19 protein-coding genes are annotated in these 22,067 nt (G+C 72.8%); 6 read left to right on the top strand and 13 right to left on the bottom strand.

Annotated features, from left to right (window positions below; all coding sequences use genetic code 11):
• Window positions 1-2 precede the first annotated feature (2 nt).
• Window positions 3-1,127: a dihydrodipicolinate synthase family protein gene (locus tag IEZ08_RS04160; RefSeq protein ID WP_373294327.1), complete on the top strand. Its 1,125-nt coding sequence runs from the start codon at window positions 3-5 to the stop codon at window positions 1,125-1,127.
• A complete protein-coding gene (locus tag IEZ08_RS04155) occupies window positions 1,124-1,993 on the top strand; it encodes a sugar phosphate isomerase/epimerase family protein (protein ID WP_084780414.1) in 870 nt (289 codons plus the stop codon). Before IEZ08_RS04160 ends, IEZ08_RS04155 begins: the two co-directional genes overlap by 4 nt.
• Here IEZ08_RS04155 and IEZ08_RS04150 read toward each other — a convergent pair.
• The 4 genes from IEZ08_RS04150 to IEZ08_RS04135 all read right to left on the bottom strand — a co-directional run bounded on the left by IEZ08_RS04150 (window position 1,980) and on the right by IEZ08_RS04135 (window position 7,725).
• Window positions 1,980-2,237, bottom strand: a complete 258-nt coding sequence (locus IEZ08_RS04150; RefSeq protein ID WP_307815311.1) for a ferredoxin — start codon at window positions 2,235-2,237, stop codon at window positions 1,980-1,982. The two genes, IEZ08_RS04155 and IEZ08_RS04150, sit on opposite strands and share 14 nt — an antisense overlap.
• Window positions 2,234-3,421, bottom strand: coding sequence for a cytochrome P450 (locus IEZ08_RS04145; protein WP_068928977.1), 1,188 nt, complete (start codon window positions 3,419-3,421; stop codon window positions 2,234-2,236). Before IEZ08_RS04145 ends, IEZ08_RS04150 begins: the two co-directional genes overlap by 4 nt.
• Window positions 3,405-6,638, bottom strand: coding sequence for an AfsR/SARP family transcriptional regulator (locus tag IEZ08_RS04140; RefSeq protein WP_068924877.1), 3,234 nt, complete (start codon window positions 6,636-6,638; stop codon window positions 3,405-3,407). Before IEZ08_RS04140 ends, IEZ08_RS04145 begins: the two co-directional genes overlap by 17 nt.
• A 76-nt stretch (window positions 6,639-6,714) precedes the next feature.
• Window positions 6,715-7,725: a LacI family DNA-binding transcriptional regulator gene (locus IEZ08_RS04135; protein ID WP_068928978.1), complete on the bottom strand. Its 1,011-nt coding sequence runs from the start codon at window positions 7,723-7,725 to the stop codon at window positions 6,715-6,717.
• A gap of 203 nt (window positions 7,726-7,928) precedes the next feature.
• Between IEZ08_RS04135 and IEZ08_RS04130 the strand changes: the two genes are divergently transcribed.
• The 3 genes from IEZ08_RS04130 (at window position 7,929) to IEZ08_RS04120 (ending at window position 12,091) form a co-directional block, all read left to right on the top strand.
• Entirely contained in the window at window positions 7,929-9,128 is a 1,200-nt protein-coding gene (locus tag IEZ08_RS04130) for a thiolase family protein (protein WP_068924879.1), read from the top strand.
• A gap of 77 nt (window positions 9,129-9,205) precedes the next feature.
• Window positions 9,206-11,275 carry a 3-hydroxyacyl-CoA dehydrogenase NAD-binding domain-containing protein gene (locus IEZ08_RS04125; RefSeq protein WP_189241698.1) on the top strand — a complete coding sequence of 690 codons (2,070 nt, stop codon included), beginning with the start codon at window positions 9,206-9,208 and terminating at the stop codon, window positions 11,273-11,275.
• A gap of 252 nt (window positions 11,276-11,527) precedes the next feature.
• Window positions 11,528-12,091 carry a dihydrofolate reductase family protein gene (locus IEZ08_RS04120; protein WP_068924883.1) on the top strand — a complete coding sequence of 188 codons (564 nt, stop codon included), beginning with the start codon at window positions 11,528-11,530 and terminating at the stop codon, window positions 12,089-12,091.
• A 74-nt stretch (window positions 12,092-12,165) separates the two neighbouring features.
• Here the strand turns inward: IEZ08_RS04120 and IEZ08_RS04115 are convergent, their stop codons facing one another.
• The 8 genes from IEZ08_RS04115 to IEZ08_RS04080 form a co-directional block, all read right to left on the bottom strand.
• A complete protein-coding gene (locus IEZ08_RS04115; RefSeq protein ID WP_068924885.1) occupies window positions 12,166-14,316 on the bottom strand; it encodes a peptidase domain-containing ABC transporter in 2,151 nt (716 codons plus the stop codon).
• Window positions 14,313-14,498 (bottom strand): hypothetical protein, encoded by a 186-nt coding sequence (locus tag IEZ08_RS04110; protein WP_141704153.1) that lies wholly within the window; start codon window positions 14,496-14,498, stop codon window positions 14,313-14,315. The genes IEZ08_RS04115 and IEZ08_RS04110 overlap by 4 nt, the downstream gene beginning before the upstream one ends.
• Entirely contained in the window at window positions 14,495-15,496 is a 1,002-nt protein-coding gene (locus IEZ08_RS04105; protein WP_068924889.1) for a TIGR04500 family putative peptide maturation system protein, read from the bottom strand. Before IEZ08_RS04105 ends, IEZ08_RS04110 begins: the two co-directional genes overlap by 4 nt.
• Complete coding sequence (locus IEZ08_RS04100; RefSeq protein ID WP_068924892.1) at window positions 15,489-16,532, bottom strand: MvdC/MvdD family ATP grasp protein; 1,044 nt, start codon at window positions 16,530-16,532, stop codon at window positions 15,489-15,491. The genes IEZ08_RS04105 and IEZ08_RS04100 overlap by 8 nt, the downstream gene beginning before the upstream one ends.
• Window positions 16,533-16,611: 79 nt before the next feature.
• The gene (locus IEZ08_RS04095; RefSeq protein ID WP_084780416.1) at window positions 16,612-16,749 is read right to left on the bottom strand and encodes a putative ATP-grasp target RiPP; all 138 of its coding nucleotides are present in this window, start codon (window positions 16,747-16,749) and stop codon (window positions 16,612-16,614) included.
• 155 nt (window positions 16,750-16,904) lie between these two features.
• Window positions 16,905-17,309 carry a cupin domain-containing protein gene (locus tag IEZ08_RS04090; RefSeq protein ID WP_189241697.1) on the bottom strand — a complete coding sequence of 135 codons (405 nt, stop codon included), beginning with the start codon at window positions 17,307-17,309 and terminating at the stop codon, window positions 16,905-16,907.
• Window positions 17,306-17,452: a hypothetical protein gene (locus tag IEZ08_RS04085; protein WP_176728556.1), complete on the bottom strand. Its 147-nt coding sequence runs from the start codon at window positions 17,450-17,452 to the stop codon at window positions 17,306-17,308. The genes IEZ08_RS04090 and IEZ08_RS04085 overlap by 4 nt, the downstream gene beginning before the upstream one ends.
• 85 nt (window positions 17,453-17,537) lie before the next feature.
• Window positions 17,538-19,007 (bottom strand): amino acid permease, encoded by a 1,470-nt coding sequence (locus IEZ08_RS04080; RefSeq protein ID WP_068924896.1) that lies wholly within the window; start codon window positions 19,005-19,007, stop codon window positions 17,538-17,540.
• Between the two features lie 309 nt (window positions 19,008-19,316).
• On the opposite strand from IEZ08_RS04080, the gene IEZ08_RS40170 reads away from it, so the two are divergent.
• Window positions 19,317-20,102 carry a DedA family protein gene (locus IEZ08_RS40170; protein ID WP_068924899.1) on the top strand — a complete coding sequence of 262 codons (786 nt, stop codon included), beginning with the start codon at window positions 19,317-19,319 and terminating at the stop codon, window positions 20,100-20,102.
• On the opposite strand, the gene dxs is transcribed toward IEZ08_RS40170, so the two are convergent.
• The gene (gene dxs, locus IEZ08_RS04070) at window positions 20,047-21,966 is read right to left on the bottom strand and encodes a 1-deoxy-D-xylulose-5-phosphate synthase (protein ID WP_068924901.1); all 1,920 of its coding nucleotides are present in this window, start codon (window positions 21,964-21,966) and stop codon (window positions 20,047-20,049) included. The two genes, IEZ08_RS40170 and dxs, sit on opposite strands and share 56 nt — an antisense overlap.
• Between the last annotated feature and the right edge of the window lie 101 nt (window positions 21,967-22,067).

The following is a 22,067-nucleotide window of genomic DNA, read 5'->3' as shown; positions in this document are numbered from 1 at the left end:
GGATCGCGCTCCCCGGCGGGGAGTACACGCTGCGCGAGCCGGTGGCGTGGGAGCGGCCCACCGGTCCGCCGCGGAGCCGGATCGTCTACGCCGCCGCGCACGTCGTCGCCGACCCGCTCGGTGACAACACCCCCGGCTCCCCCGCGGCCGTCGACTGGGAGGCGACCCTGCGCTTCCGCCGCCACCTGTGGTGGCACGGCCTGCGCGTGGCCGACGCCATGGACACCGCCCAGCGCAACATGGGCCTGGACTGGGCGGCGACGAGCGAGCTGATCCGCCGCAGCGCGGCCGAGGCCGCGGAGTTCGGCGACCCGGCCACGCTGGTGGCCTGCGGCGCGGGCACCGACCACGCGCCGGACGCCGGGACCCTCGACGAGGTCGTGGCCGCCTACACCGAGCAGATCGAGACCGTGCGGCAGGCGGGCGCCGGGGTCATCGTCATGGCCAGCCGCCAGCTCGCCCGGATCGCCCGCGGCCCGGAGGACTACCACACGGTCTACGGCAAGCTGCTGTCCGCGGTCGACCGGCCGGTGATCCTGCACTGGCTGGGTGAGATGTTCGACCCGCAGCTGGCGGGCTACTGGGGCTCGCGGGACGTGGCCGAGGCCACCGCGTCGTTCCTGGAGCTGATCCGCGAGCACGCGCCGACGGTGGACGGGGTCAAGGTCTCGCTGCTGGACGCCGACCACGAGATCGGGCTGCGCGCGGCGCTGCCCGAGGGGGTCAAGCTCTACACCGGCGACGACTTCAACTACCCGTCGCTGATCGCCTCGGGCAGCCACGCGCTGCTGGGCATCTTCGACGCGATCGCCCCCGCCGCCGCGGCGGCCCTGGCCGCGCTCGACGCCGGGGACCTCGCCCGCTACGAGGAGATCATGGCGCCGACGGTCCCGCTCTCGCGGAAGATCTTCGAGACGCCGACGTACAACTACAAGACCGGCATCGTCTTCCTGGCCTGGCTCAACGGCCACCAGGACGCCTTCGCCATGGTCAACGGCGCGCAGGCGAGCCGGTCCCTGCCGCACCTGGCCGAGGTGTTCCGCCTGGCGGACGCCGCCGGCCTGCTGTCCGACCCCGAGCTGGCCGTCCACCGGATGCGGTCGCTGCTGGCGGTGAACGGCCTGTGAGCGCGGCGAGCGCGGTGAGCGCGCGCCGGTTCTCGCTGAACCAGTGGACCACGAAGCGGTGGTCGGTGGCCGAGGCCGTCGACGGGTGCGTGCGGCACGGCGTCGAGGCCATCGGCCTGTGGCGGCAGGACGTCGCCCGGCAGGGCCTGGAGGAGACCGCGAAACTGGTGCGGGACGCCGGGCTGCGGGTCTCGTCCCTCTGCCGGGGCGGCTTCCTCACCTCCGGCAGCGCGGAGTCGCTCGACGACAACCGCAGGGCGATCGACGAGGCGGCCGCGCTGGAGGCCGGCTGCCTCGTCATGGTGGTCGGCGGGCTGCCCGGCGTGGTGCCGGACGAGCCGCTGGGCAGCGGCGAGCGGGGGATCGACCGGGACCTGGCCGGGGCCCGGGAACGGGTCGCCGAGGCGCTGGCCGTGCTGGCCCCGTACGCGGGCGAGCGCGGCGTGCGGCTGGCGCTGGAGCCGCTCCACCCGATGTACTGCGCGGACCGGGCGGTGCTGTCCACTCTGGAGCAGGCGCTCGACCTGGCGGAGCCGCACCCCTCCGAGCAGGTCGGGGTGGTCGTGGACACCTTCCACGTGTGGTGGGACCCGAACGTCCTGGCGCAGATCGCCCGGGCCGGCCACCGGATCGCCTCCTACCAGGTGTGCGACTTCCTCCACCCGATCCCGGCCAACGCGCTGCTCGGCCGGGGCGTGATGGGCGACGGCGTGATCGACTTCACGTCCCTGACCGAGGCCGTGACCGCCGCGGGCTACACCGGGGACATCGAGGTGGAGATCTTCAACGCCGACGTGTGGGCCGCCGACCCCGACGAGGTCCTGGCCCGGATCAAGGCGCGGTTCGGCGAGCTCATCGCGCGCTGACGCTCCGGGTCGGGCAGTGCGACGCCGCCCTGCGCACGGCGTCGCGCAGCTCCGCGGGCGGGCTCGGGTCCAGCAGGACCACGAGCCCGTCCTCCTCGCTCTGCGCGAAGACCTCGGGCGCGGCCAGCACGCACTGACCGGCGCCGCAGCAGCTCTCCCGGTTCACCGTGACGCTCACGGCGGCGACGGTGTCGCCGGTGCGGTCGGCGCTGCCGACGCCGCTGGTGCCGCCCGTGGCGCTCACCAGGTCACCGGGAGACTGTGCAGGCCGTGGATGGCCGCGTTCTCCCGGACCGGGACCTCCTCCAGCGGTACGGCCGCCCGCAGCCCGGGAAAGCGCCGCAGCAGCGCCTGCAGGGCGATCTCCAACTCCAGCCTGGCGAGGTTCTGCCCCAGGCACTGGTGCGGGCCGTAACCCAGCGCGACGTGCGCGGTCTTGGGACGGGTGACGTCGAGCCTGTCGGGGTCCTCGCAGAGCGCCGGGTCGCGGTTGGCCGCCGAGAGCGAGGCCAGGGCGAACTCCCCCGCCCTGATCTCCTGTCCGCCCAGTGTGAGGTCCTCCTTCGCCCCGCGGAACATCACCAGGTCGACGATCGACAGGTACCGCAGCAGCTCGTCGGCGGCGCCCGGGGCTCCCTCCCGGACCAGGGCGAGCTGGTCGGGGTGGTGGAACAGCAGCAGCGTCCCGAGACCGAGCATGTTGGCCGTCGTCTCGTGCCCGGCGACCAGCAGCAGCATCGAGATCTGGACCAGTTCCCCGTCGGTGAGGGTCCCCTCGCGGATGAGCCCGCTGATCAGCGCGTCATCCGGCTCGGCCCGCTTGGCGGCGATCAGCTTCCCCAGATGGGCGGCGAGCCGGCCCACGGCGGCGTCGGCCTCCTCGGGCGAGGCACCCGTGGCGACGATCACGCGGGCGGCCTCCTGGAACTCGGCCCGGTCCTCGTACGGCATACCGAGCAGCTCGCAGATGACCAGGGACGGCACCGGCAGCGCGAACTCGGCGACCAGGTCCACCGGGCGGGGCAGGCGCTCCATCGCGTCCAGCCGCTCGGCGACGATCTGCTCGATCCGGGGGCGGAGCCGGTTCATCCGCTGGACGGTGAAGTGGGCGGTGAGCATGCGCCGGTAGCGGCCGTGCTCCGGGGCGTCCATGCTGATGAACATCCCGGGCTCCGGCTCCGCCACGTGCAGGGGCTGCTCCGGGCTGAGGCCGCCGTCCAGCGAGGAGCTCCACCGGGGGTCGGCGAGCATCCGGCGGACCAGGTCATGGTTGGTGACCAGCCAGAGCTCGGTGCCGTCGAGCGGCATGACGCGCCGGGTGACCGGGCTGGTGGCGCGCAGCTCGGCCAGGCCGGGGGGCGGGTCGAACGGGCAGGTCCGCCTGAGCGGCACTTCGGGCAGGCCAGAGATCTCAGGATTCTGTGTCATGCCCTCCACGGTGCGCGAGGGCGCTCACCGCGAGCCGACCCGGCGCTGACAACCACCGGGTCACCGCGGTGAGCGCCGCGTCACCGGCCATCCCCGCGCCCTCGTCGTAGGCCGCACGGTATCCGCGATCACCCAGTACGGCCCGCGCGCGACCGCCCGTCTCCCGCACCTCGACGTCACAGACCGCCAGCCCGCGCAGCGCGCACGCCGCCCCCAGCAGGAACGCCGACCGCTCCGCGTCCCCGCAGGCCAGCGCCCAGCTCGCCAGCCCCTCGACGGCCGCCGCCGCGGACGGCCGGTCCCCGGCGCCGGCGGCGACGCGGAACGCCTCCCGGCGGTACCGCAGCGAGGCCCCGAGGTCGCCCCGGCTCTCCGCGACCCGCCCGAGGCCGGCCAGGGCCCGCGCCCGCGCCTGCTCCACCCCGCCCCAGTGCGGCTCGCACCCCGCCAGGGCCAGCTCGTAGAGCTCGCCGGCCTCCTCCGTCCGGCCGTTCCGGCGGGCCACGCCCGCCAGGCCGAGCCGGACCGCGACCCAGACCTCGGGGATGTCGAGCCCGCGGGCGATCGCGGCGGCCTCCGCGCAGTCGGCCGCGGCGTCCGCGACGGCCCCGGCGTCACCGGTGCGCAGCCGTTCGGCGGCCCGGCTGCACAGCAGCAGGGCCCGGTCCTCGGGCGAGCCGAGCTCCTCGATCAGGTCCATGGCCCGCTCGACGGTCGCCACGGCCTCGCGGTGCTCGCCCCGCCAGCCCTGCGGCTCGGAGATCGACAGCAGCGCCTGGGCCATGCCCCACCGGTCGCCCCGGCCGGTGAACCCCTCCAGAGAGCGGGCGAACTCCTCCTCGGCCTCCGCCACCCGGCCGGAGCTCAGCCGGACGAACCCGAGGATCAGCTGGGCCATCGCACGGGTCCACGGATCGGAGCTGGTGGTGGCCCGCAGGACGTCCTGACCGGCCACCCCGTACGTCCCCCGGGCGATGGTGACGAGCGAGCTGATCACGAGCAGCATCGGATGCCGGGGCCGGGACGGCAGGGCCCGGGCGAGCCGCTCCGCCTGATCGATCATGCTCCGGTCCGAGGTGTTCACGATCGCCACGGAGAGCACGCACATGACGTACTCCTCCTCCAAGCCGGGCGGCGGCGTCCGGCCGACCACGGCGAGGACCCTCTCCGCGAACGCCCGGCCCTCCATCCGCATGCCGCGCAACATCCAGTACCACCACAGCGGGGCGAGCAGCCGCAGCGCCCGGCCGCCCCGCCCGGCCTCGGTGGCCCGATGGAGCGCGGCACGGATCTCGTCCTCCTCGGCCTCCAGCCTCCGCAGCCAGACGAGCTGGTCCCGGCCGTGCAGCTCCGGGGCGGCCCGCTCGGCGAGCGCGGTGAGGTACCCGGCGTGGGCCGCGCGGACCCGTTCCTCCTCGCCGGACTCGGCCAGGCGCTCGGCGCAGAAGGCCCGGATCGTCTCCAGCATCCGGTAGCGGCCTCCGGCGACCTCGATCAGTGACTTGTCCACGAGCGCGGCCAGCAGGTCGAGGGCGTCCCGGCCGCCCAGGCGATCCGCGCCGCCCCCGCAGACCTGTTCGGCCGCCTCCAGCGTGGCGTCGCGGGCGAACACCGCGAACCGCCGCGCGAACACCCGCTCCGGCTCCTCCAGCAGGTCCCAGCTCCACGCCACGACCGCGCGGAGCGTGCGGTGCCTGGGCAGCGCCGTACGGCTGCCGCCGGTGAACAGCCGGAACCGGTCGTCCAGCCGGTCGGCGACCTCCGCGGCGTCCATCGAGCGGAGCCGGGCCGCGGCCAGCTCGATCGCCAGGGGCAGCCCGTCCAGAGCCCGGCAGATCCGCAGCAGGGCCTCCTCCCCCGAGGCTCCGGCGTTCCCCGAGTCCCCTCCGTTCCCGAAGCGCCCAGAGCGTCCGGATCCCCCGGAACGTCCGGCCTCCCCGGGGCTTGCGGTGCTTCCGGCGTCGAAGTCGGGCCGTACGGCCGCCGCCCGGTCCCGCAGCAGACGCAGGGCGAGGTCCTCCGCGAGCGGGTGCACGGGGAACAGCAGCTCTCCGGTGATCCCGAGCGGTTCGCGGCCGGTCGCCAGCACCCGCACCCCGGGACAGGCCGTGAGCAGCCGGTCGGCCAGGCGGGCGGTGTCCTCCACGATGTGCTCGCAGTTGTCCAGGACCAGCACCAGGTCACGGCCGGTCAGCGCGGCGACCAGCCGCTCCTCCGGCTCGGGGGCGTAAGTCACGCGGAGCGCGGTCTCCCGGACGCCGAGCTCCCCGAGCAGCATCCGCGGCAGGTCGCGGCCGTCGCCCAGGTGGGCCAGCTCGGCGAAGCACACCTCTCCGTCGAGCCCGGCGGCCGTCTCGGCCGCGAGCCGGGTCTTGCCCACCCCTCCGGGGCCGGTGAGGGTGACCAGCCGCCGCTCCCGTAGCAGCCCGCGGATGCGCAGGACGTCCTCCCGCCGCCCCACGAAACTGGTGAGCTGGGCCCGGACGCCGCGCCTGACCGGCTCCCCGGCCGGCTCCCCGGCCGGCTCCCCGGCCGGTCCGGTCCCGCGCAGGATCTCCAGGTGCGTCCCGGCCAGGCCGGGTGAGGGGTCGGCGCCCAGTTCCTCGGCGAGCACACGCCGGGTCTCCTCGAAGACGGCCAGCGCCTCGGCCTGCCGCCCCTCCGCCCGCAGGGCCCGCATGAGCAGCCCGCACAGCCGTTCCCGGAGCGGGTGCCCGGCCAGCAGCTCCCGCATCTCGGCGACCGAGCCGCCGCCCGCCTCGAACCGGTCCTCCATGGCGCCGAGCCGCAGCTCCTCCAGGCGCCCGGCCAGCGGCTCGGGCGCCGGCCCGCGCCACAGCCCCAGTGCCTCCTGCAGGAGGGCGAGCGCCCTGCGGTGCTCACCCGCGGCCAGCGCGCGCCGTCCCTCCCGCGCCAGCCGCTCGAACCGGTGCGCGTCGACGTCCTCGGGCCGGGCCGCGATCCGGTAGCCGGACGGGAGCAGCTCGACCGCGACGCCGAGCCTGCGGAGCCGGGAGATCTGGGAGTGCAGGGAGCGCTGGGCGCCGGGCGGGGGGCGCTCGCCGTACAGGACGTCGATCAGACGTTCCACGGAGACCGTCGCGCCGGGCTCGGTCAGGAGCGCGACCAGCAGCGCGCGCAGTCCCCGCCCGGGAACCTCGACGGGCTCGCCGTCCTCGCCTGCCAGCCGGACGGGGCCCAGCACCTCGAAGCGCATGGTTCGATTCTCGCCCCCGGGCCCGGGACCCGCGCGGAACCGATCGCCAACGGCCCGGGGCGGACGGACCCGGGTCTCATCCCAGGCGGCGCGTGCTCTCCCGGAGGACGACCTCGCCGGGGATCTTCTCGACCCTCGCCTCGTCGGCGGGGTCGAGGGCCAGCTCCAGCGCGCGGGCGCCCATGTGGGCCAGCGGGAGCCGTACGGTGGACAGGGCGGGGACCAGGTCCCGCAGCGTGGCGATGTCGTCGAACCCGGCGACCGAGACGTCGTCCGGCACCCGGATCCCCCGGTCGCGCAGGGCCGCGAGCGCGCCCACCGCCATCACGTCGTTGACCGCGAACACGCAGGTGGCGCCCGCCTTCACCGCCTCGCCGACCGCCGCGTAGCCGCCGTCCCGGTCGAAGGACCCGTGCACGACGTGCGGCGCGGGCAGGCCGAGTCCGGCGAGCGCCTCGGCGAACCCGGCCGTCCGGTCGCGGGCGGTGATCAGCCCGGTGGGCCCGGCCAGTACGGCGAAGCGCCGGTGCCCCAGCCCGGCCAGCGCGGCGGCCAGCGCGGCGGCGCCCTCCCGGTTGCCGGGCGCCACCGTGTCGGCGCCGAGCAGGTCCTGTCCGACGCACGCGACCCGGCCGCCGCCCTCCCGGTAGCGGTCGAGCTCCTCACGGAGCCTGCGTGTCGCGCGCAGGTCGGCGGTCCGCGACCCGGCGAGGAGCACGGCGCGCACCCGCTGGGCGTTCAGGGTCGAGACGTAGGCGATCTCCCGCTCGGTGTCGCGGTGCGTGGTGCCGACCATGACCATCAGCCCGCGGCTCTCGGCCACCCGCATCGCCCCGTCGGCGAGCGCGGCGAAGTAGGGGTCGACCAGGTCGTGGACCACCAGCCCGACCACGTTGGCGGCTCCGCGCGCCAGAGTCTGCGCCGCCACGTTCGTCCGGTAGCCGAGCTGCGCGGCGGCCAGCTCGACCCGCGCCCGCAGGGACGCGCCCACCTGGCGGGTGCTGCCGTTGAGCACCCGCGACGCGGTGGCGAGCGAGACGCCCGCGTGCTTGGCGACGTCCTCAAGGGTGACCACGGCGACCTCCAGGAAAGCGATTGCCAAGTCTGCCAGACGGCGACTCCCCTCGCACGCGATCTTCGTCGCGACCTCCCCCCGGCGCAACTCCGCGGCACAACCGGCGAGGCGCACCGGGGGACCCGCTCCGGCCGGGAACAGCCCACTCGCACCGAGTGTTGTTACTGACCAGTAGCATGTGTGCGGAAGCTACCCAGCAACGAGGAGCGAACCCCGTGCCTTCGTCTCGTGACGTCGTATTCGTCGACGGAGTGCGCACGCCCTTCGGCAAGTCGGGCCCCAAGGGCCTGTACGCCGAGACGCGCGCCGACGACCTGGTGATCCGCGTCATCCGCGAGCTGATTCGGCGTAATCCGAACCTGCCGCCGGAGCGCGTCGACGAGGTGGCCATCGCGGCCACGACCCAGATCGGCGACCAGGGGCTGACCATCGGCCGCTCCGCCGCCGTCCTGGCCGGACTGCCCAAGAGCGTCCCCGGTTACGCCATCGACCGCATGTGCGCCGGCGCCATGACCGCGGTGACCTCCGTCGCGGGCGGCATCGCCTTCGGCGCCTACGACGTGGCCATCGCCGGCGGCGTCGAGCACATGGGCCGCCACCCGATGGGCGAGGGCGTCGACCCCAACCCGCGGTTCGTGGCCGAGCAGATCGTGGACGGCTCCGCCCTGGTCATGGGCATGACCGCGGAGAACCTGCACGACCGCTACCCGACCATCACCAAGGAGCGCGCGGACGCCTTCGCCCTCGCCTCCCAGGAGAAGGTCGCCAAGGCCTACGCCGACGGCAGGATCCAGCCCGACCTGGTCCCGGTCGCCGTGCGCTCCGCCGAGAAGGGCTGGGGCCTGGCCACCGCCGACGAGGCCCCCCGCCCCGGCACCACGCTGGACGGCCTGGGCACGCTGAAGACCCCGTTCCGGCCGCACGGCCGGGTCACCGCGGGCAACGCCTCCGGCATCAACGACGGCGCGACCGGCTGCATCGTGGCCGCCGCCGACGTCGCCGAGGAGCTGGGCCTCGCGCCGAAGATGCGCCTGGTCTCCTACGCCTTCGCGGGCGTGGACCCCGAGGTCATGGGCGTCGGCCCGATCCCGTCCACCGAGCGCGCGCTGCGCCTGGCCGGGCTCTCCATCGACGACATCGGCCTGTTCGAGATCAACGAGGCGTTCGCCGTCCAGGTCCTGGCCTTCCTGGAGCACTTCGGCATCGCCGACGACGACTCCCGGGTGAACCCGTACGGCGGCGCGATCGCCTTCGGCCACCCGCTCGCCTCCTCGGGCGTGCGGCTGATGACCCAGCTCGCCCGCGAGTTCGGCGAGCGCCCCGACGTCCGCTACGGCATCACCACGATGTGCGTCGGCATGGGCATGGGCGGAACGGTCATCTGGGAGAACCTCGCCTGGGAAGGTGCGAAGTGAGCGAGCGCAGCGAGCGAACCAATGAGCGCGGGGACTCGGCGAATGCCCCGACGAGCCGCCAGGCGAGGAGGTAAGGCATGAGCATCAAGGAACTCTTCGCTGACGAGGTCGTCACCAAGGCGATCGTCCGCGACGTCGAGCTGCCGTACGGCGCGGGCACCATGGCCCTGATCACGCTGGACAACGGCTTCGACCACACCAAGCCGTCCACCTTCGGCCCCGGTGGCCTGACCTCGCTGAACGAGGCCATCGACGCCGTCGCGGGCCGGACCGACCTGGCCGCGGTGGGCGTCGTCGGCAAGCCGTTCATCTTCGCGGTCGGCGCCGACCTCAAGGGCGCCGCCCTGGTCTCCGAGCGCGAGCAGGCGCTGGCCATCGGCAAGCTGGGCCACGACGTGTTCCGCCGCCTCGGCGAGCTGTCCGTGCCGTCGTTCGCGTTCGTCAACGGCGCGGCGATGGGCGGCGGCCTGGAGGTCGCCCTGCACTGCACCTACCGGACCATCTCCTCCGGCGTGCCCGCGGTGGCCCTGCCCGAGTGCTTCCTCGGCCTGGTCCCGGGCTGGGGCGGAACCCAGCTGCTGCCGCGCCTCATCGGCCTGGAGAGCGCGCTCAAGCTGATCATCGAGAACCCGCTCGCGCAGAACCGCATGATCAAGGGGCGGGACGCGTTCAAGCTCGGCATCGCCGACGCGATGTTCGAGGGCGCCGACTTCCTGGAGGAGTCGCTGCGCTGGGCCGCCCAGGTGCTGCGCGGTGAGGTGACGGTCTCCCGTACCGACCACACCGCCGGCGACTGGTCCAAGACGATCGCCGACGCCCGCTTCCTGCTCGACATGAAGCTGCGCGGCGCCAACCCGGCCCCCTACCGGGCGCTGGAGCTGGTCGAACTGGCCCGCACCGCCTCCCGCGACGAGGGATTCGACGCCGAGGACCAGGCCCTGGCCGACCTCCTCATGGGCGACGAACTGCGCGCCGGGCTCTACTCCTTCGACCTGGTGCAGCGCCGGGCCAAGCGGCCCGCCGGAGCGCCGGACAAGTCGCTGGCCCGCAAGGTCACCAAGGTGGGCGTCGTCGGCGCGGGCCTGATGGCCTCGCAGATGGCGCTGCTGTTCGCCCGCCGCCTGGAGGTCCCCGTCGTCCTGACCGACCTGGACCAGACACGCCTGGACAAGGGCGTCGCCTACGTCCACGCCGAGGTCGACAAGCTGCACGGCAAGGGCCGCATCTCCGGTGACCAGGCCAACCGGCTCAAGGCCCTGGTGACCGGCTCGCTGACCAAGGACGCCTTCGCCGACGCCGACTTCGTCATCGAGGCCGTCTTCGAGGACATGAAGGTCAAGCAGAAGGTGTTCGCCGAGGTCGAGGCCGTGGTCTCGGAGACCTGCGTGCTGGCGACCAACACCTCCTCCCTCTCCCTCACCGAGATGGGCTCGGAGCTGAGGCACCCCGAGCGCCTGGTGGGCTTCCACTTCTTCAACCCGGTCGCGGTCATGCCGCTGCTGGAGATCATCCGTGGCCACGCCACGGACGACGCCACGCTGGCCACCGCGTTCGCGGTCGGCAAGTCGCTGAAGAAGTCCAGCGTGCTGGTGAAGGACGCCCCGGCGTTCGTCGTCAACCGGCTGCTGACCCGCTTCATGGGCGAGGTCATCACCGCCGTGGACGAGGGCACCCCGCTGGAGGTCGCCGACCACGCGCTCGACGACCTGGGCCTGCCGATGACCCCGTTCGCGCTGCTCCAGCTGGTCGGCCCGGCCGTCGGCCTGCACGTCTCCGAGACGCTGCACGCCGCCTTCCCCGACCGCTTCGGCGTCTCGGAGAACATGGCCGAGCTGGTCGCGGCGGGCAAGCCCGGCGTCTACGGCGCGGACTTCTCCCTCGACCCCGAGGCGGTGGCGATCTTCTCCGGCGGGACCTCCCCGTCCACGGCCGAGCAGGTGCGCGAGCGCGTGCTGCGGGCCCTGGAGCAGGAGATCCGGATCATGCTGGAGGAGGGCGTGGTCGCCGCGGCCCAGGACATCGACCTGTGCATGATCCTGGGTGCGGGCTGGCCGTTCCACCTGGGCGGCATCACGCCGTACCTGGACCGCGCCGGCATCGCCCGGCCGCGTTTCCTGGAGCCGGGAGTGGCCTCCGTCCCCGCGTAGCACCTCACAGCGCCTCACAGCGCCTCACAGCACCGCGGAACACCGCGGAACACCCACGACGCCTGCGCCCCTGCCCCTCCCGGGCAGGGGCGCAGGCGTCGGAGCGTCCGGGCGGAGGGTCCTCGGCCCGGTTCTTACGGGCCGGCGGCGGACACCCTTAAGATCATCAGAAGAAGATCGTAAGGGCCCTCCGCCATTGTGGAGTCATCGAAAGAGAGCACCGCGGAAGCGGAACGGAAGGACGTCATCCCCATGCGCAAGCTCAAGCTCCAGGTCCAGACCACCGTCGACGGCTACATGGCCGGTCCGAACAGCGAGATGGACTGGATGAAGTTCCCGTGGACCCCCGACCTCGAGACCTACATCGACGCGCTCTCGAAGTCGGTCGACTGCATCGTCCTGGGCCGCAAGCTCGCCGAGGGGTTCATCCCGACCTGGGCGTCCGGGCCCGAGGGCGAGTCCCAGGAGTCCATCGACTGGATGAACAACACGCCCAAGGTCGTGATCTCCAACAGCCTCACCGAGTCGCCCTGGGAGAACGCCACCGTCGCCGGCGGCGACCTGACCGAGGTCGTGAACCGGCTCAAGGCCCAGCCGGGCGGGGACATCATCGTCTACGGGGGCAGCACGCTCGTCTCCAGCCTGATCGCCGCGGACCTGATCGACGAGCTCCACCTGTTCGTCAATCCGACCGCGATCGGCACCGGGCTGCCGGTGTTCCCCGGCGCCGGCGCCTACAAGCGGTTCCGCCTCGTCGGCACGCACCCGTTCGAGTGCGGGATCACCGGGATGCACTACGAGCCGGAGCGTTCCTGACCGCGCCCGCCGGCGGCGGACTCTCCGACCACGGCGGACTCTCCGACCACGGTTGGCGCCCTCGACGGCGCCGATCAGTTCCCGGCGGAGACCGGGTCGGAGGTCTGCGCCGCCACCAGCTTCGCGTACCGGCCGCCCCGGGCGATCAGCCCCTCGTGGGTGCCCCGCTCCACGATCCGCCCCTCGTCGACCACGAGGATGAGGTCGGCGTCCTTGACGGTGCTCAGCCGGTGGGCGATCACGATGCGCGTCTGGGTGAGCCAGCCGAGGTTGGACTCGATCCGCGCCTCGGTGGTGCTGTCGAGGTGGCTGGTGGCCTCGTCGAGCAGCAGGATCTTCGGGCGGGCCAGGAGCGCGCGGGCGAGCGCGAGCCGCTGCCGCTGTCCTCCGGACAGGCCCCCGCCCTCCACGAGCATGGTCTCGTACCCCATGGGCATCGCGCAGATCTCCTCGTGCAGGCAGGCCAGCTCGGCCGCCTCGATGATCCGCTCCAGCGGGGCGTCGGGGTCGTTGAGCGCGATGTTCTCCCGGATCGAGCCGGTGAACAGCGAGGGGTCCTGGTTGACCACGCCGAACTGGTGGCGCAGGGAGCGGAGGTTGAGCTGCGGCAGCGGCACGCCGTCGTAGCTGATCTGCCCCTCGGTGGGGGTGTACAGGGCCAGCAGGAGCCGGGCGAGCGTGCTCTTGCCCGCCCCTGACGGGCCGACCAGGGCGACCTTCTGCCCCGCGCGGATCTTCACGGAGATGCCGCGCAGCGTCCACGGCCCGCGGGGGTCGTGCCGGAAGCCGGCGCCGTGCAGCTCGATCGAGCCGCGCAGCCTGACCACCTCGATGCCGGCGGCGGGCTCGGGCTCGGAGGCGAGGATGTCGGAGAGCCGGTCGAAGTGCGCCCCGGCCTGCTGGAGTCCCTGCAGGCTGGTCATCAGCGCGGCGATGGGCGTGAGCGCGGCGATGGCCAGGGCGTTCAGGGCCAGCAGGGCGCCCAGGGTCAGCTCCCCGTCGAGCACCCGCCACGCCCCGACCCACAGCAGCGCGAGCGGGGCGAACAGGCGCAGGGCGCCGAGCGCGGCGTCCAGCAGGCCCTGGGTGAGGCCGCCCCGGACGTCGGCGTTCAGCTGGTCGGTGAAGTGCTTGGACCACTGCTCGACCGCGCGGTGCTCGGCTCCCGACGCCTTCAGCGTCTCGATGCCGCCGATGGCCTGGACGAGCTGGCTCTGGGTGGCGGAGAAGGCGCTGAGCTCCTCCTGGGTGAGCCTGCCGACCCGGCGGGCGGTGACCAGGAGCAGCAGAACCTGCAGCGCCGCGAACCCGAGCAGGCAGGCGCCCACGACGGGATCCCAGGCGAACACCAGGATCAGGTAACCCAGCGCGAGCGGCCCGTCGAGCAGCGCCGACAGCACCTGCCCGGTGAGCATCTCCCGCAGGACCGCCACGCTCCCGGCGCGCGCGACCAGGTCGCCCTTGCCGCGCTGGGTGAAGTAGCGGTACGGCAGCGCCACCAGGTGGGAGACCACTCCCCCGGTCAGCTCGGCGTCGGCGCCCGCGCGGACGGAGACCAGCAGGACCGAGCGGAGACAACCGACCGCGAACTGGGTCACCGCCGCCAGGACCAGCCCCAGGCCGATCATGGCCAGCAGCCCGCCGTCGCCCCCCGGCAGCACCCGGTCCACCAGCGCCTCGGAGAACAGCGGCAGCGCCAGGCCGAGCAGCTGGAGCAGGAGCGAGGCCAGCACCACCTGGGCGAGCAGGCCCTTCCTGCGCACCAGCAGCGTGCGCAGGAACTGGCGGCGCCAGGCCGTACCGGCGCTGGAGCGCCCCGGCTGGAAACCGGGTCCGGGCTCGAAGGCGAGCAGCACGCCGGTGAAGCCCTCGTCGAACTCCTCGGCCGTGAGCCGGCGGCGGCCCCGGGCGGGATCGACGATGTCGACGCGGTCCGGGGACCAGCGCTCGACCACCACGAAGTGGTTGAACTCCCAGTGGACCACCGCGGGCATCGGCACGCGGGCGAGGTCGGCGGGGCTCAGGGAGAAGGCGCGCGCCTTCAGCCCGCACTCCCGGGCGCCCTCCAGCAGCGCCTTCGCGCTGAGACCGTCCCTGCCGATCTGCAGCCGGTCGGTGATCTCCTGCAGGGAGGCGCGGTGGCCGTGGTGGGACAGGACCATCGCCAGGCACGCCGCCCCGCACTCGGTGGCGGTGTTCTGGAGCACGACGGGAACGCGTTTCACGCCGCGCCCCCGATCCGCGCGTGCAGCGCCGCGACGAAGACGACTCCCGCCGCGACCAGCAGGGCGACCACCGCCCACAGTGCGACCAACGTTCCGGTACGGACCGTCAGCCGGGTACGGTCCCGCCGCGCCCCGGCCTGGTGACGGCGGAGCGATTCCTCCCGGAAGATACCGCGGCTCACGACCAGTGCCATTCGACCGCGGCCCGGCTGCGGCGCTCGGCCAGCCACTCGGTGAACGCCACCCGCCCGGCGGCGGCCAGCGTGCGCTCGTCCTCACGCGCGGCCGTACGGTCCAGGACCACCCCGGCCAGGAAGCTCCCGCCGTGGGCCACGGGTCCGGCGACGGCTCCCGGCGCGGCCTCACACAGCGGTTCCGGCAGGTCGGCGGCGAAGCGTTCGGCGATCACCGTCTCGGCCTCGCCGTCCAGCTCCGCGAGGGCGGCGGTCCCCTCGCCGTGGACCGCCGCCAGCGTGGCGGCGCCGGCGGCGACGGCCCGTTCCGGCCCGGTGATCCAGACGGCGCGGACCCGGTCGAAGTCGCCGGGACGGGCGGCCAGCCGGGCCGGGCCGAGCTCGGCCTCCTTGCGGCGGCGGAAGCTCCGGCGGCGGGCGATGCCGCCGATGTACTCCTCGAACTGCGCGGGGGTCATGCCCATCTCGGCGAGCCAGGCCAGCGTGCTCGCCCGGTCGTGCAGGCCCCGCCCCCTGCGGAAGTCGTCCGCGGCGGCCTGGAGCTCCTCGCCGGGGATCGGCCCGTCGTCGCCCGCGATCTCGTTGAGGATCAGGCACTGGTCGACGATCTCGTCGTGCGGCGTCGTGTCGCGGCGCGACAGCGAGCGGATCATGGTCAGGGCCTGCGCCACCGACAGGTGCACCTCGTCCACGGTGACCAGCTGTCCGGCCGCCCAGTGCGTGGAGTGGTCGATCAGCCAGGGCACGCCGTCGTCGGCCTGCGCGGTGAGGGCGACGGTGCCGCCCTCGGGGTCGGAGAGCAGGAGGTCGAAGTCGACCACCGGGGTACCGGGCCGCTCGTCGACGACGAGCTGGGCGTGGAGACCGGGGTGATCGGCCGCCCACGCGGCGGCCGCCCGCCTGGCCTCGGCCACGTGCGCCCGCCGCCGGGGCAGGCCGCGCAGCAGCCGTACCCCGGATTCGAGTGCGGTTCCGAAGTCACTCATGATCTGTCTTTCCGTCCGCTGTGTGGTCCGCCGCGTTGCCCGCTGTGTGGTCCGCTGTGTCGCCCGCTGTACGGTCCGCCGCCACGAGCCAGTCGGCGATCGCGTCGCTGACGGGCAGTCCCGCGCGTTGTTCCACGAAACCCCAGGCTCCGTTGGGATTGATCTCCAGGAAGGTGTACTCCCCGTCCGGGGTGAGGATGAGATCGATGGCGCCGTACGTCAGGCCCAGCGAGGCGGTCAGCTCCACGCACGCGCGTTCCAGCCCGTCCGGGAGATCGTGCGCGGCGTAGCGCACCCGGTCGTCGTCGTAGTGCCGCCAGTCGTCCCTGGCCGTGCGCGAGGCCCGGGTGTCGATCTCGGCGGCGAAGACCCGTTCGCCCACCACGATCACGCGCAGCTCCACGGCCTTGGGGACGTAGGGCTGGAGGATGACCGGCTCGTGCTGGACGCGGTGGCGCGAGGTGAGGTGGCGGCGGTTCAGGACGGTGGTGTACGCGCGGTGATCGGCGCCGTCCAGGGTGAACTCGTCGGAGTTGATCTGCTTGGCGATCAGGCCGCCACCCGCGCGCTCGTAGGCGGGCACCAGCTCGGCGGGGTCGTTGGTGTAGACGGTCTCCGGCACCCGGAATCCGAGCGCCGCCGCCCGCGCCATGTGAATGATCTTGTTGTGCGCCCGGCGCTCGGCCTCCCTGCGTGAGGGCAGCCAGCGCGCGGGGGCGAGCTCCCACGCTCCGTCGAGCAGGAACTCCGCCTGCCAGACCGCGTGGCGCCGATGGGAGGGGTCGGTCACGGTCTCCGCCGGGCAGGGCGCGTTCGGCCGCCGCCGCCACACCGCCCGCACCTCCGCCAGGTCCAGCCGCTCGGCGCCGGTGTCGAGCACGATCCGGTGGCCGCCGTCGGCGAAGGCGGCCGTGAGCCTGCTGCGGGCGGGGAACTCTCCCGGGTCCCACCAGGTCACCCGGGCTCCGCGGCGCTCCAGCTTCGGCAGGACCAGCGCGACCGCGTCGTCCCGCCGGTCGCTCAGTATCAGGATCATGCTCGTTCCCGTCGCAAAGGAAGCGGCGGAGCGGGAGGATCCGCTCCGCCGCATATCACCCCGTGGTGTCAGTACGAGGTCAGCTGATGACCCACTCGGCCGGCTTGCCGCCGATCTTCCAGGACACACTCATCCGGCCACCGGCGACCTCGCCCAGCTCGGCCTCGGTGAGCTCCGCGCCCTCGAACGGGATGTCATCGATGCTGATCTTCGACATACTGGTTTCCCCTTTTAGCCGTCATCGACGGCTCTGATGTGTTTCTCCGGGTCTCCGACTCGGTGACCCGCTTACGAGAAATACGGTAAAAGGTCCCCCTTGCCGTTTTCTTGAATACACCTTTCATCACACTTGTTTACTTCTGTATCAGCAGTTCAGGGAACTCGCGGACAGGCGGGACGGAGCTTCTCCAGCCGGCTGCCGCACGGCCGGGTGACGGTCATGATGTTGCTGGGGATGTCCGGCTCGATCCGGTGCCATCGCCCGCGCGGGACGACGGCGGCGGTTCCGGCCGTCAGCCTGATCTCCTCCTCGGCCTCCCCCGGCCGCTCCGGACGGAGGTGGAGACGTATCTTCCCGATGAGGCAGGACACGATCTTCTCGGCCTCGGGGTGGACCTCCCAGTGGTCGGCGTGGACGTCGTCGCCGGTCTTCGCGTGGAGGACCGTCAGCCGCCAGCCGTCCCGGCCGGCGTCCGCCGTCTCCTCCCGGCGGGAGATCTCTCCGCCTCGGTGCAGGTGGACGGAGCGCGCGAAGAGATCAAAGGGGGTGACAGTCATGCCGGAGCGGCCTTCCTGCGGCGACCTTCCATCGGGCGGGTCGCGGCATCGGACGGCTCGGCGGGGTTCTCGCGCCCGGTGACCGCGTCGTCGCAGCCGGGCCGTGGGATCAACGGGACGAACGCATCGAGTTCGAGGTCCATATCACCATCGTCACGGCCGCCGCCCCCTGAGATCATCCGCCATCCGTCGGGGGTCCCGCCCCGATCACGCGTCGATCGGCGCGCGTCACCTCATCTTCAGCGGCTGCCGGGCCAGGCGGCTGTGGCGGTAGCCGTACCCGATGTAGATGACGACGCCGAGGAGCATCCACGCCACGAACCGGATCCAGGTCTCCACCGGCAGGTTGAGCATCAGGTAGATGCAGGCCAGCACCGACAGGATCGGCACCACCGGAACCAGCGGGGTACGGAAGGAACGCGGCAGGTCGGGACGGGTGCGGCGGAGGACGACCACCGCGATCGAGACGACGACGAACGCGAAGAGCGTGCCGATGTTCACCAGTTCGGCGATCTCGGCGAGCGGGACCAGCCCGGCCAGGACCGCGACCAGCGCGCCGAGCATGATCGTGATCCGGTACGGCGTGCCGTACCTCGGGTGCACCCTGGCCAGCCCGCGCGGGAGCAGCCCGTCCCGGCACATCGCGAACATCACCCGCGACTGTCCCAGCATCAGGATCATCACGACCGTGGTCAGGCCCGCCAGCGCGCCGATGCTGATCAGCGTCGCGGCCCAGGTCTGGCCGACCGCCGTGAACGCGTCGGCGAGCGGCGCGGCCTCGCTGAGCCGGCTGTACGGCTGCATGCCGACGACGACCAGGGAGACCGCCACGTACAGGACCGCGCAGACGACGAGGGAGGCGATGATGCCGATCGGCAGGTCCCGCTGCGGCCGCCGCGTCTCCTCCGCGGCGGTGGCGACCACGTCGAACCCGATGTAGGCGAAGAACACGATGGCGGCGGCGCTGAAGATCCCGACGACGCCGAAGGCCACCGGGGTGATGCCGAACAGCACCTGGATCAGCGGTGCGGACAGCCCCTCGACGGCGGGTGTCGGCTTGGCCGGCGGGATGAACGGGGTGTAGTTCTCGCCCTTGACGAAGAACAGCCCCGCCACGATGACCAGCAGGATCACCGTCACTTTGATCGCGACCACGGCCAGGTTGAGCCGCGACGAGAGTTTGATCCCGGCGATCAGTACCGCGGTCAGGCCCAGCACGATGACGGCGGCAGGCAGGTTGAAGACCGGATCCTCCCCGGCCAGCGTGGCCGGGAGGGGGATGCCGAGGGACGACAGCAGCGAGGTCAGGTAGCCCGACCAGCCGACCGCGACGACCGCGGCGCCGAGCATCATCTCCAGGATCAGGTCCCAGCCGATGATCCAGGCGGGGAACTCGCCCATCGTGGCGAAGGAGAAGGTGTAGGCCGAACCGGCCACCGGCACGGTGGAGGCGAACTCGGCGTAGCAGAGGGCCGCCAGCGCGCACACGATCGCGGCGACGACGAAGGACAGGGCGACCGCCGGTCCGGCCGCCTCCCTGGCGACGCGGCCGGTGAGCACGAAGATCCCGGTACCCACGATGACGCCGATGCCGAAGACGGTCAGGTCGAGGGCCGTGAGGTCCTTCTTCAGCCGATGTTCGGGCGCCTCGGTGTCGGTGATCGACTGCTCGACCGATTTCACACGGAACATGTTCATGGCGCCTCCCCGCTCCGGTGGATTCCCGGGTGCTTCCCCCTGATCGGCGGTTCATGCAGGCCCGGCCGGAGGGCCCTCAGGACAGCCCGCCCCTCGCCGATGTCCGGGCAGAACACCAGCCTGTCCCTGGTGGGCGCCTGCATCCTGGCCGACGAGCCCGGCCGGGCGGGCCAAGAACGCGATCTCCCTCAACCGCTGAGTCCCGCCCGGTCGTACGGCGGCCGGAACTCCGTACGGCGGCCAGATTTAAGGGTTCCTCTAAGGGAAAGTCCGGATCTCACGGTCGGCCCCGGCGGGGAGGATGAAGACATGATCCTGGACATACTGGCCCAACTGGACCCCTATCTGGTGGGCGGGGTGCTGATGGCCGTACTGACGCTGGACAACACCCTGCTGACCGGGCTGGTGGTCCCCGCGGACGCGTCGATCATCGTGGCCGGCACCGCCCTGACGAGCCCGGCCGAGATCGCGCTGGTCGCGGCGGCCGGAACGCTCGGCTGCTGCCTCGGATCCAGCGGCGGCTGGCTGCTGGGCCATCGGTACGGCTCGCGGGTCCGCCACAGCAGGGCCGGTCGCTGGGTCGGCGAGCATCGCTGGGCTCGCGCCGAGCGGATCGCCACGGGTGACGGCGGTGGTCCCGCCCTGGCCGCCGCCCACTTCCTGCCGGTGGTGAACTCGCTGATCCCGATCCTCGCCGGGACGCTCGGCATGCCGTACCGGAGCTTCATCCGCTGGGCGCTGGCGGGCGGGGCGGTCTGGGTCACGACCTACCTGACGCTGGGCTCCCTGGCGGCGGAGTTCATGCGGGAGAACCAGCACCTGACGGTTCCCCTGGCCGCGTGCGCCGCGCTGCTGGTCGCCGGCCTGGCCGTCATCGGCCGCCGGGCCCGCGTGGCCAGGACGGCGCGGGCGGCGTCGGTCGCCTCCGGGGCTCCCGACGCCGCCGGCGGATCCGGCACGCCCGGTGAGTCCGCTGATCGCGGTGAGCCCGGTACCGGCGGCGCCCCCGGCGGGCCCGGCGGATCCGGTTCCGTCGGGATCAGCGGGCCGGGTGGTTCTCCAGCACCGGAGAGCGCTTCGCGACGGCCTCGGTGATCTCGCGGGCGATGTCCTGGGCGGTCAGGCCGATGTCGCCGAGGATCTTCGCCCGCTTGGCGTGATCCAGGAAGCGCTGCGGGATGCCGTAGGTGCGGACCGGGACGTCCACGTCGGCGTCGCGCAGCATGCGGGCCACCGCGTCGCCGACGCCGCCGACCCGGCCGTTGTCCTCGACCACCACGACCAGCTTGTGCACGCGGGCGGCCCCCACCAACGCCTCGTCCAGCGGCTTGACCCAGCGCGGGTCCACCACGGTGGCGGAGATGCCCTGGGCGTCGAGCAGACCGGCGGCCTCCAGGCACAGCCCGGCCATCGGGCCGACGGAGACGAGCAGCACGTCGGGGTCGCCGGCGCGCAACACGTCCATCTCGCCGAGCTTGCCGACGGCCTCGATCTCGGGGCCGACCGGGCCCTTGGGGAAGCGCACGACGGTGGGGCCGTCGTCGACCGCCACGGCCTCGGCGAGCAACTCGCGCAGGCGCGGCTCGTCACGCGGGACCGCGATGCCCAGACCCGGCACGACCTGCAGGATCGACAGGTCCCACATGCCGTTGTGGCTCGCGCCGTCGTCCCCGGTGACGCCCGCCCGGTCGAGCACGACCGTGACCGGCAGCCGGTGCAGCGCGACGTCCATCAGCAGCTGGTCGAACGCCCGGTTGAGGAAGGTCGCGTAGACCGCCACGACCGGGTGGAGACCGCCCAGCGCCAGGCCCGCCGCGCTGGTCAGGGCGTGCTGCTCGGCGATGCCGACGTCGTAGAGGCGGTCGGGGAACGCCTCCGAGAACGGGATCAAGCCGGTCGGGCCGAGCATCGCGGCGGTGATCGCGACGATGTCCGGCCGCTCGGCGCCGAGCCGTACGATCTCCTGGCTGAACACGTTGGTCCAGCCGTGCGGCTTGGGCTTCTCCTCGCCGGTCGCCGGGTCGAAGACGCCGGGCGAGTGGAAGCAGTCCTCCCCGTGGTTCTCGGCGGGCGAGTAGCCGAAGCCCTTCTTGGTGAGCACGTGCACTATGACCGGGCGGCGGAAGTCGCGCGCCTGGCGCAGGGCGGACTCCACGGCCTGCTCGTCGTGGCCGTCGACCAGCCCGATGTACTTCAGGCCGAGGTCCTCGAACATGACCTGCGGCGCGAGGACGTCCTTGATGCCCTTCTTGACGCCGTGCAGCGCGTCGTAGACCGGGGCGCCGACCACGGGCACCCTCGTCAGGTTGTCCTTGACGAAGTCGAGCACGTCCTCGTAGCGCCGGCTGGTGCGCAGCGAGGCCAGGTGGTTGGCCAGGCCGCCGATGGTCGGCGAGTAGGAGCGGCCGTTGTCGTTGACCACGATGATCAGCGGCAGGTCCTTGTGCCCGGCGATGTTGTTCAGCGCCTCCCAGGCCATGCCACCGGTGAGGGCCCCGTCGCCGATCACCGCGACCACCGAGCGGTCGGCCTCGCCGCGCAGCTTGTAGGCCTTGGCCAGGCCGTCGGCGTACGACAGCGCGGTGGAGGCGTGGGAGTTCTCGATGATGTCGTGCTCGGACTCGGCCTGGCTCGGATAACCCGACAGACCGCCTTCCTGGCGGAGGGTGTCGAACATCCCCGCACGCCCGGTGAGCATCTTGTGGACGTAGGCCTGGTGACCCGTGTCCCACAGGATGCGATCACGCGGCGAGTCGAAGACGCGGTGCAGGGCGATGGTCAGCTCGACCACGCCCAGGTTGGGACCGAGATGCCCACCGGTGCGGGCGGTGGAGGCGATGAGCAGATCCCTGATCTCGGCCGCCAGGAGGGGCAGCTCGTCCGCTCGCAGCAGTTTGAGGTCCCGTGGTCCCTTGACCGACTCCAGAAGATCGCCCGGCCGTGCGGTCCGCTCGCTCACGGAATCATCCCCTCTGTCCAGCCATCGTCAAAGCGAGTCTAGTTCGCTCCCTGCGCACTGCCTTCCACGGAAGGGGAACCCTCACGATTTGTACACACTTG

It is taken from the genome of Planobispora rosea, assembly GCF_014648175.1.
GTDB lineage: Bacteria > Actinomycetota > Actinomycetes > Streptosporangiales > Streptosporangiaceae > Planobispora > Planobispora rosea.
This window is presented reverse-complemented; position numbering and strand designations above follow the sequence as displayed.

Excerpts from the sequence above, each read along its gene's own strand:
- IEZ08_RS04145 (WP_068928977.1), bottom strand. The coding sequence starts at position 3,421 with ATGACACAGAATCCTGAGATCTCTGGCCTGCCCGAAGTGCCGCTCAGG.
- IEZ08_RS04140 (WP_068924877.1), bottom strand. The coding sequence starts at position 6,638 with ATGCGCTTCGAGGTGCTGGGCCCCGTCCGGCTGGCAGGCGAGGACGGC.
- IEZ08_RS04125 (WP_189241698.1), top strand. The coding sequence starts at position 9,206 with ATGAGCATCAAGGAACTCTTCGCTGACGAGGTCGTCACCAAGGCGATC.
- IEZ08_RS04120 (WP_068924883.1), top strand. The coding sequence starts at position 11,528 with ATGCGCAAGCTCAAGCTCCAGGTCCAGACCACCGTCGACGGCTACATG.
- IEZ08_RS04105 (WP_068924889.1), bottom strand. The coding sequence starts at position 15,496 with ATGAGTGACTTCGGAACCGCACTCGAATCCGGGGTACGGCTGCTGCGC.
- IEZ08_RS04100 (WP_068924892.1), bottom strand. The coding sequence starts at position 16,532 with ATGATCCTGATACTGAGCGACCGGCGGGACGACGCGGTCGCGCTGGTC.
- IEZ08_RS04095 (WP_084780416.1), bottom strand. The coding sequence starts at position 16,749 with ATGTCGAAGATCAGCATCGATGACATCCCGTTCGAGGGCGCGGAGCTC.
- IEZ08_RS04090 (WP_189241697.1), bottom strand. The coding sequence starts at position 17,309 with ATGACTGTCACCCCCTTTGATCTCTTCGCGCGCTCCGTCCACCTGCAC.
- IEZ08_RS04085 (WP_176728556.1), bottom strand. The coding sequence starts at position 17,452 with ATGGACCTCGAACTCGATGCGTTCGTCCCGTTGATCCCACGGCCCGGC.
- IEZ08_RS04080 (WP_068924896.1), bottom strand. The coding sequence starts at position 19,007 with ATGAACATGTTCCGTGTGAAATCGGTCGAGCAGTCGATCACCGACACC.
- IEZ08_RS40170 (WP_068924899.1), top strand. The coding sequence starts at position 19,317 with ATGATCCTGGACATACTGGCCCAACTGGACCCCTATCTGGTGGGCGGG.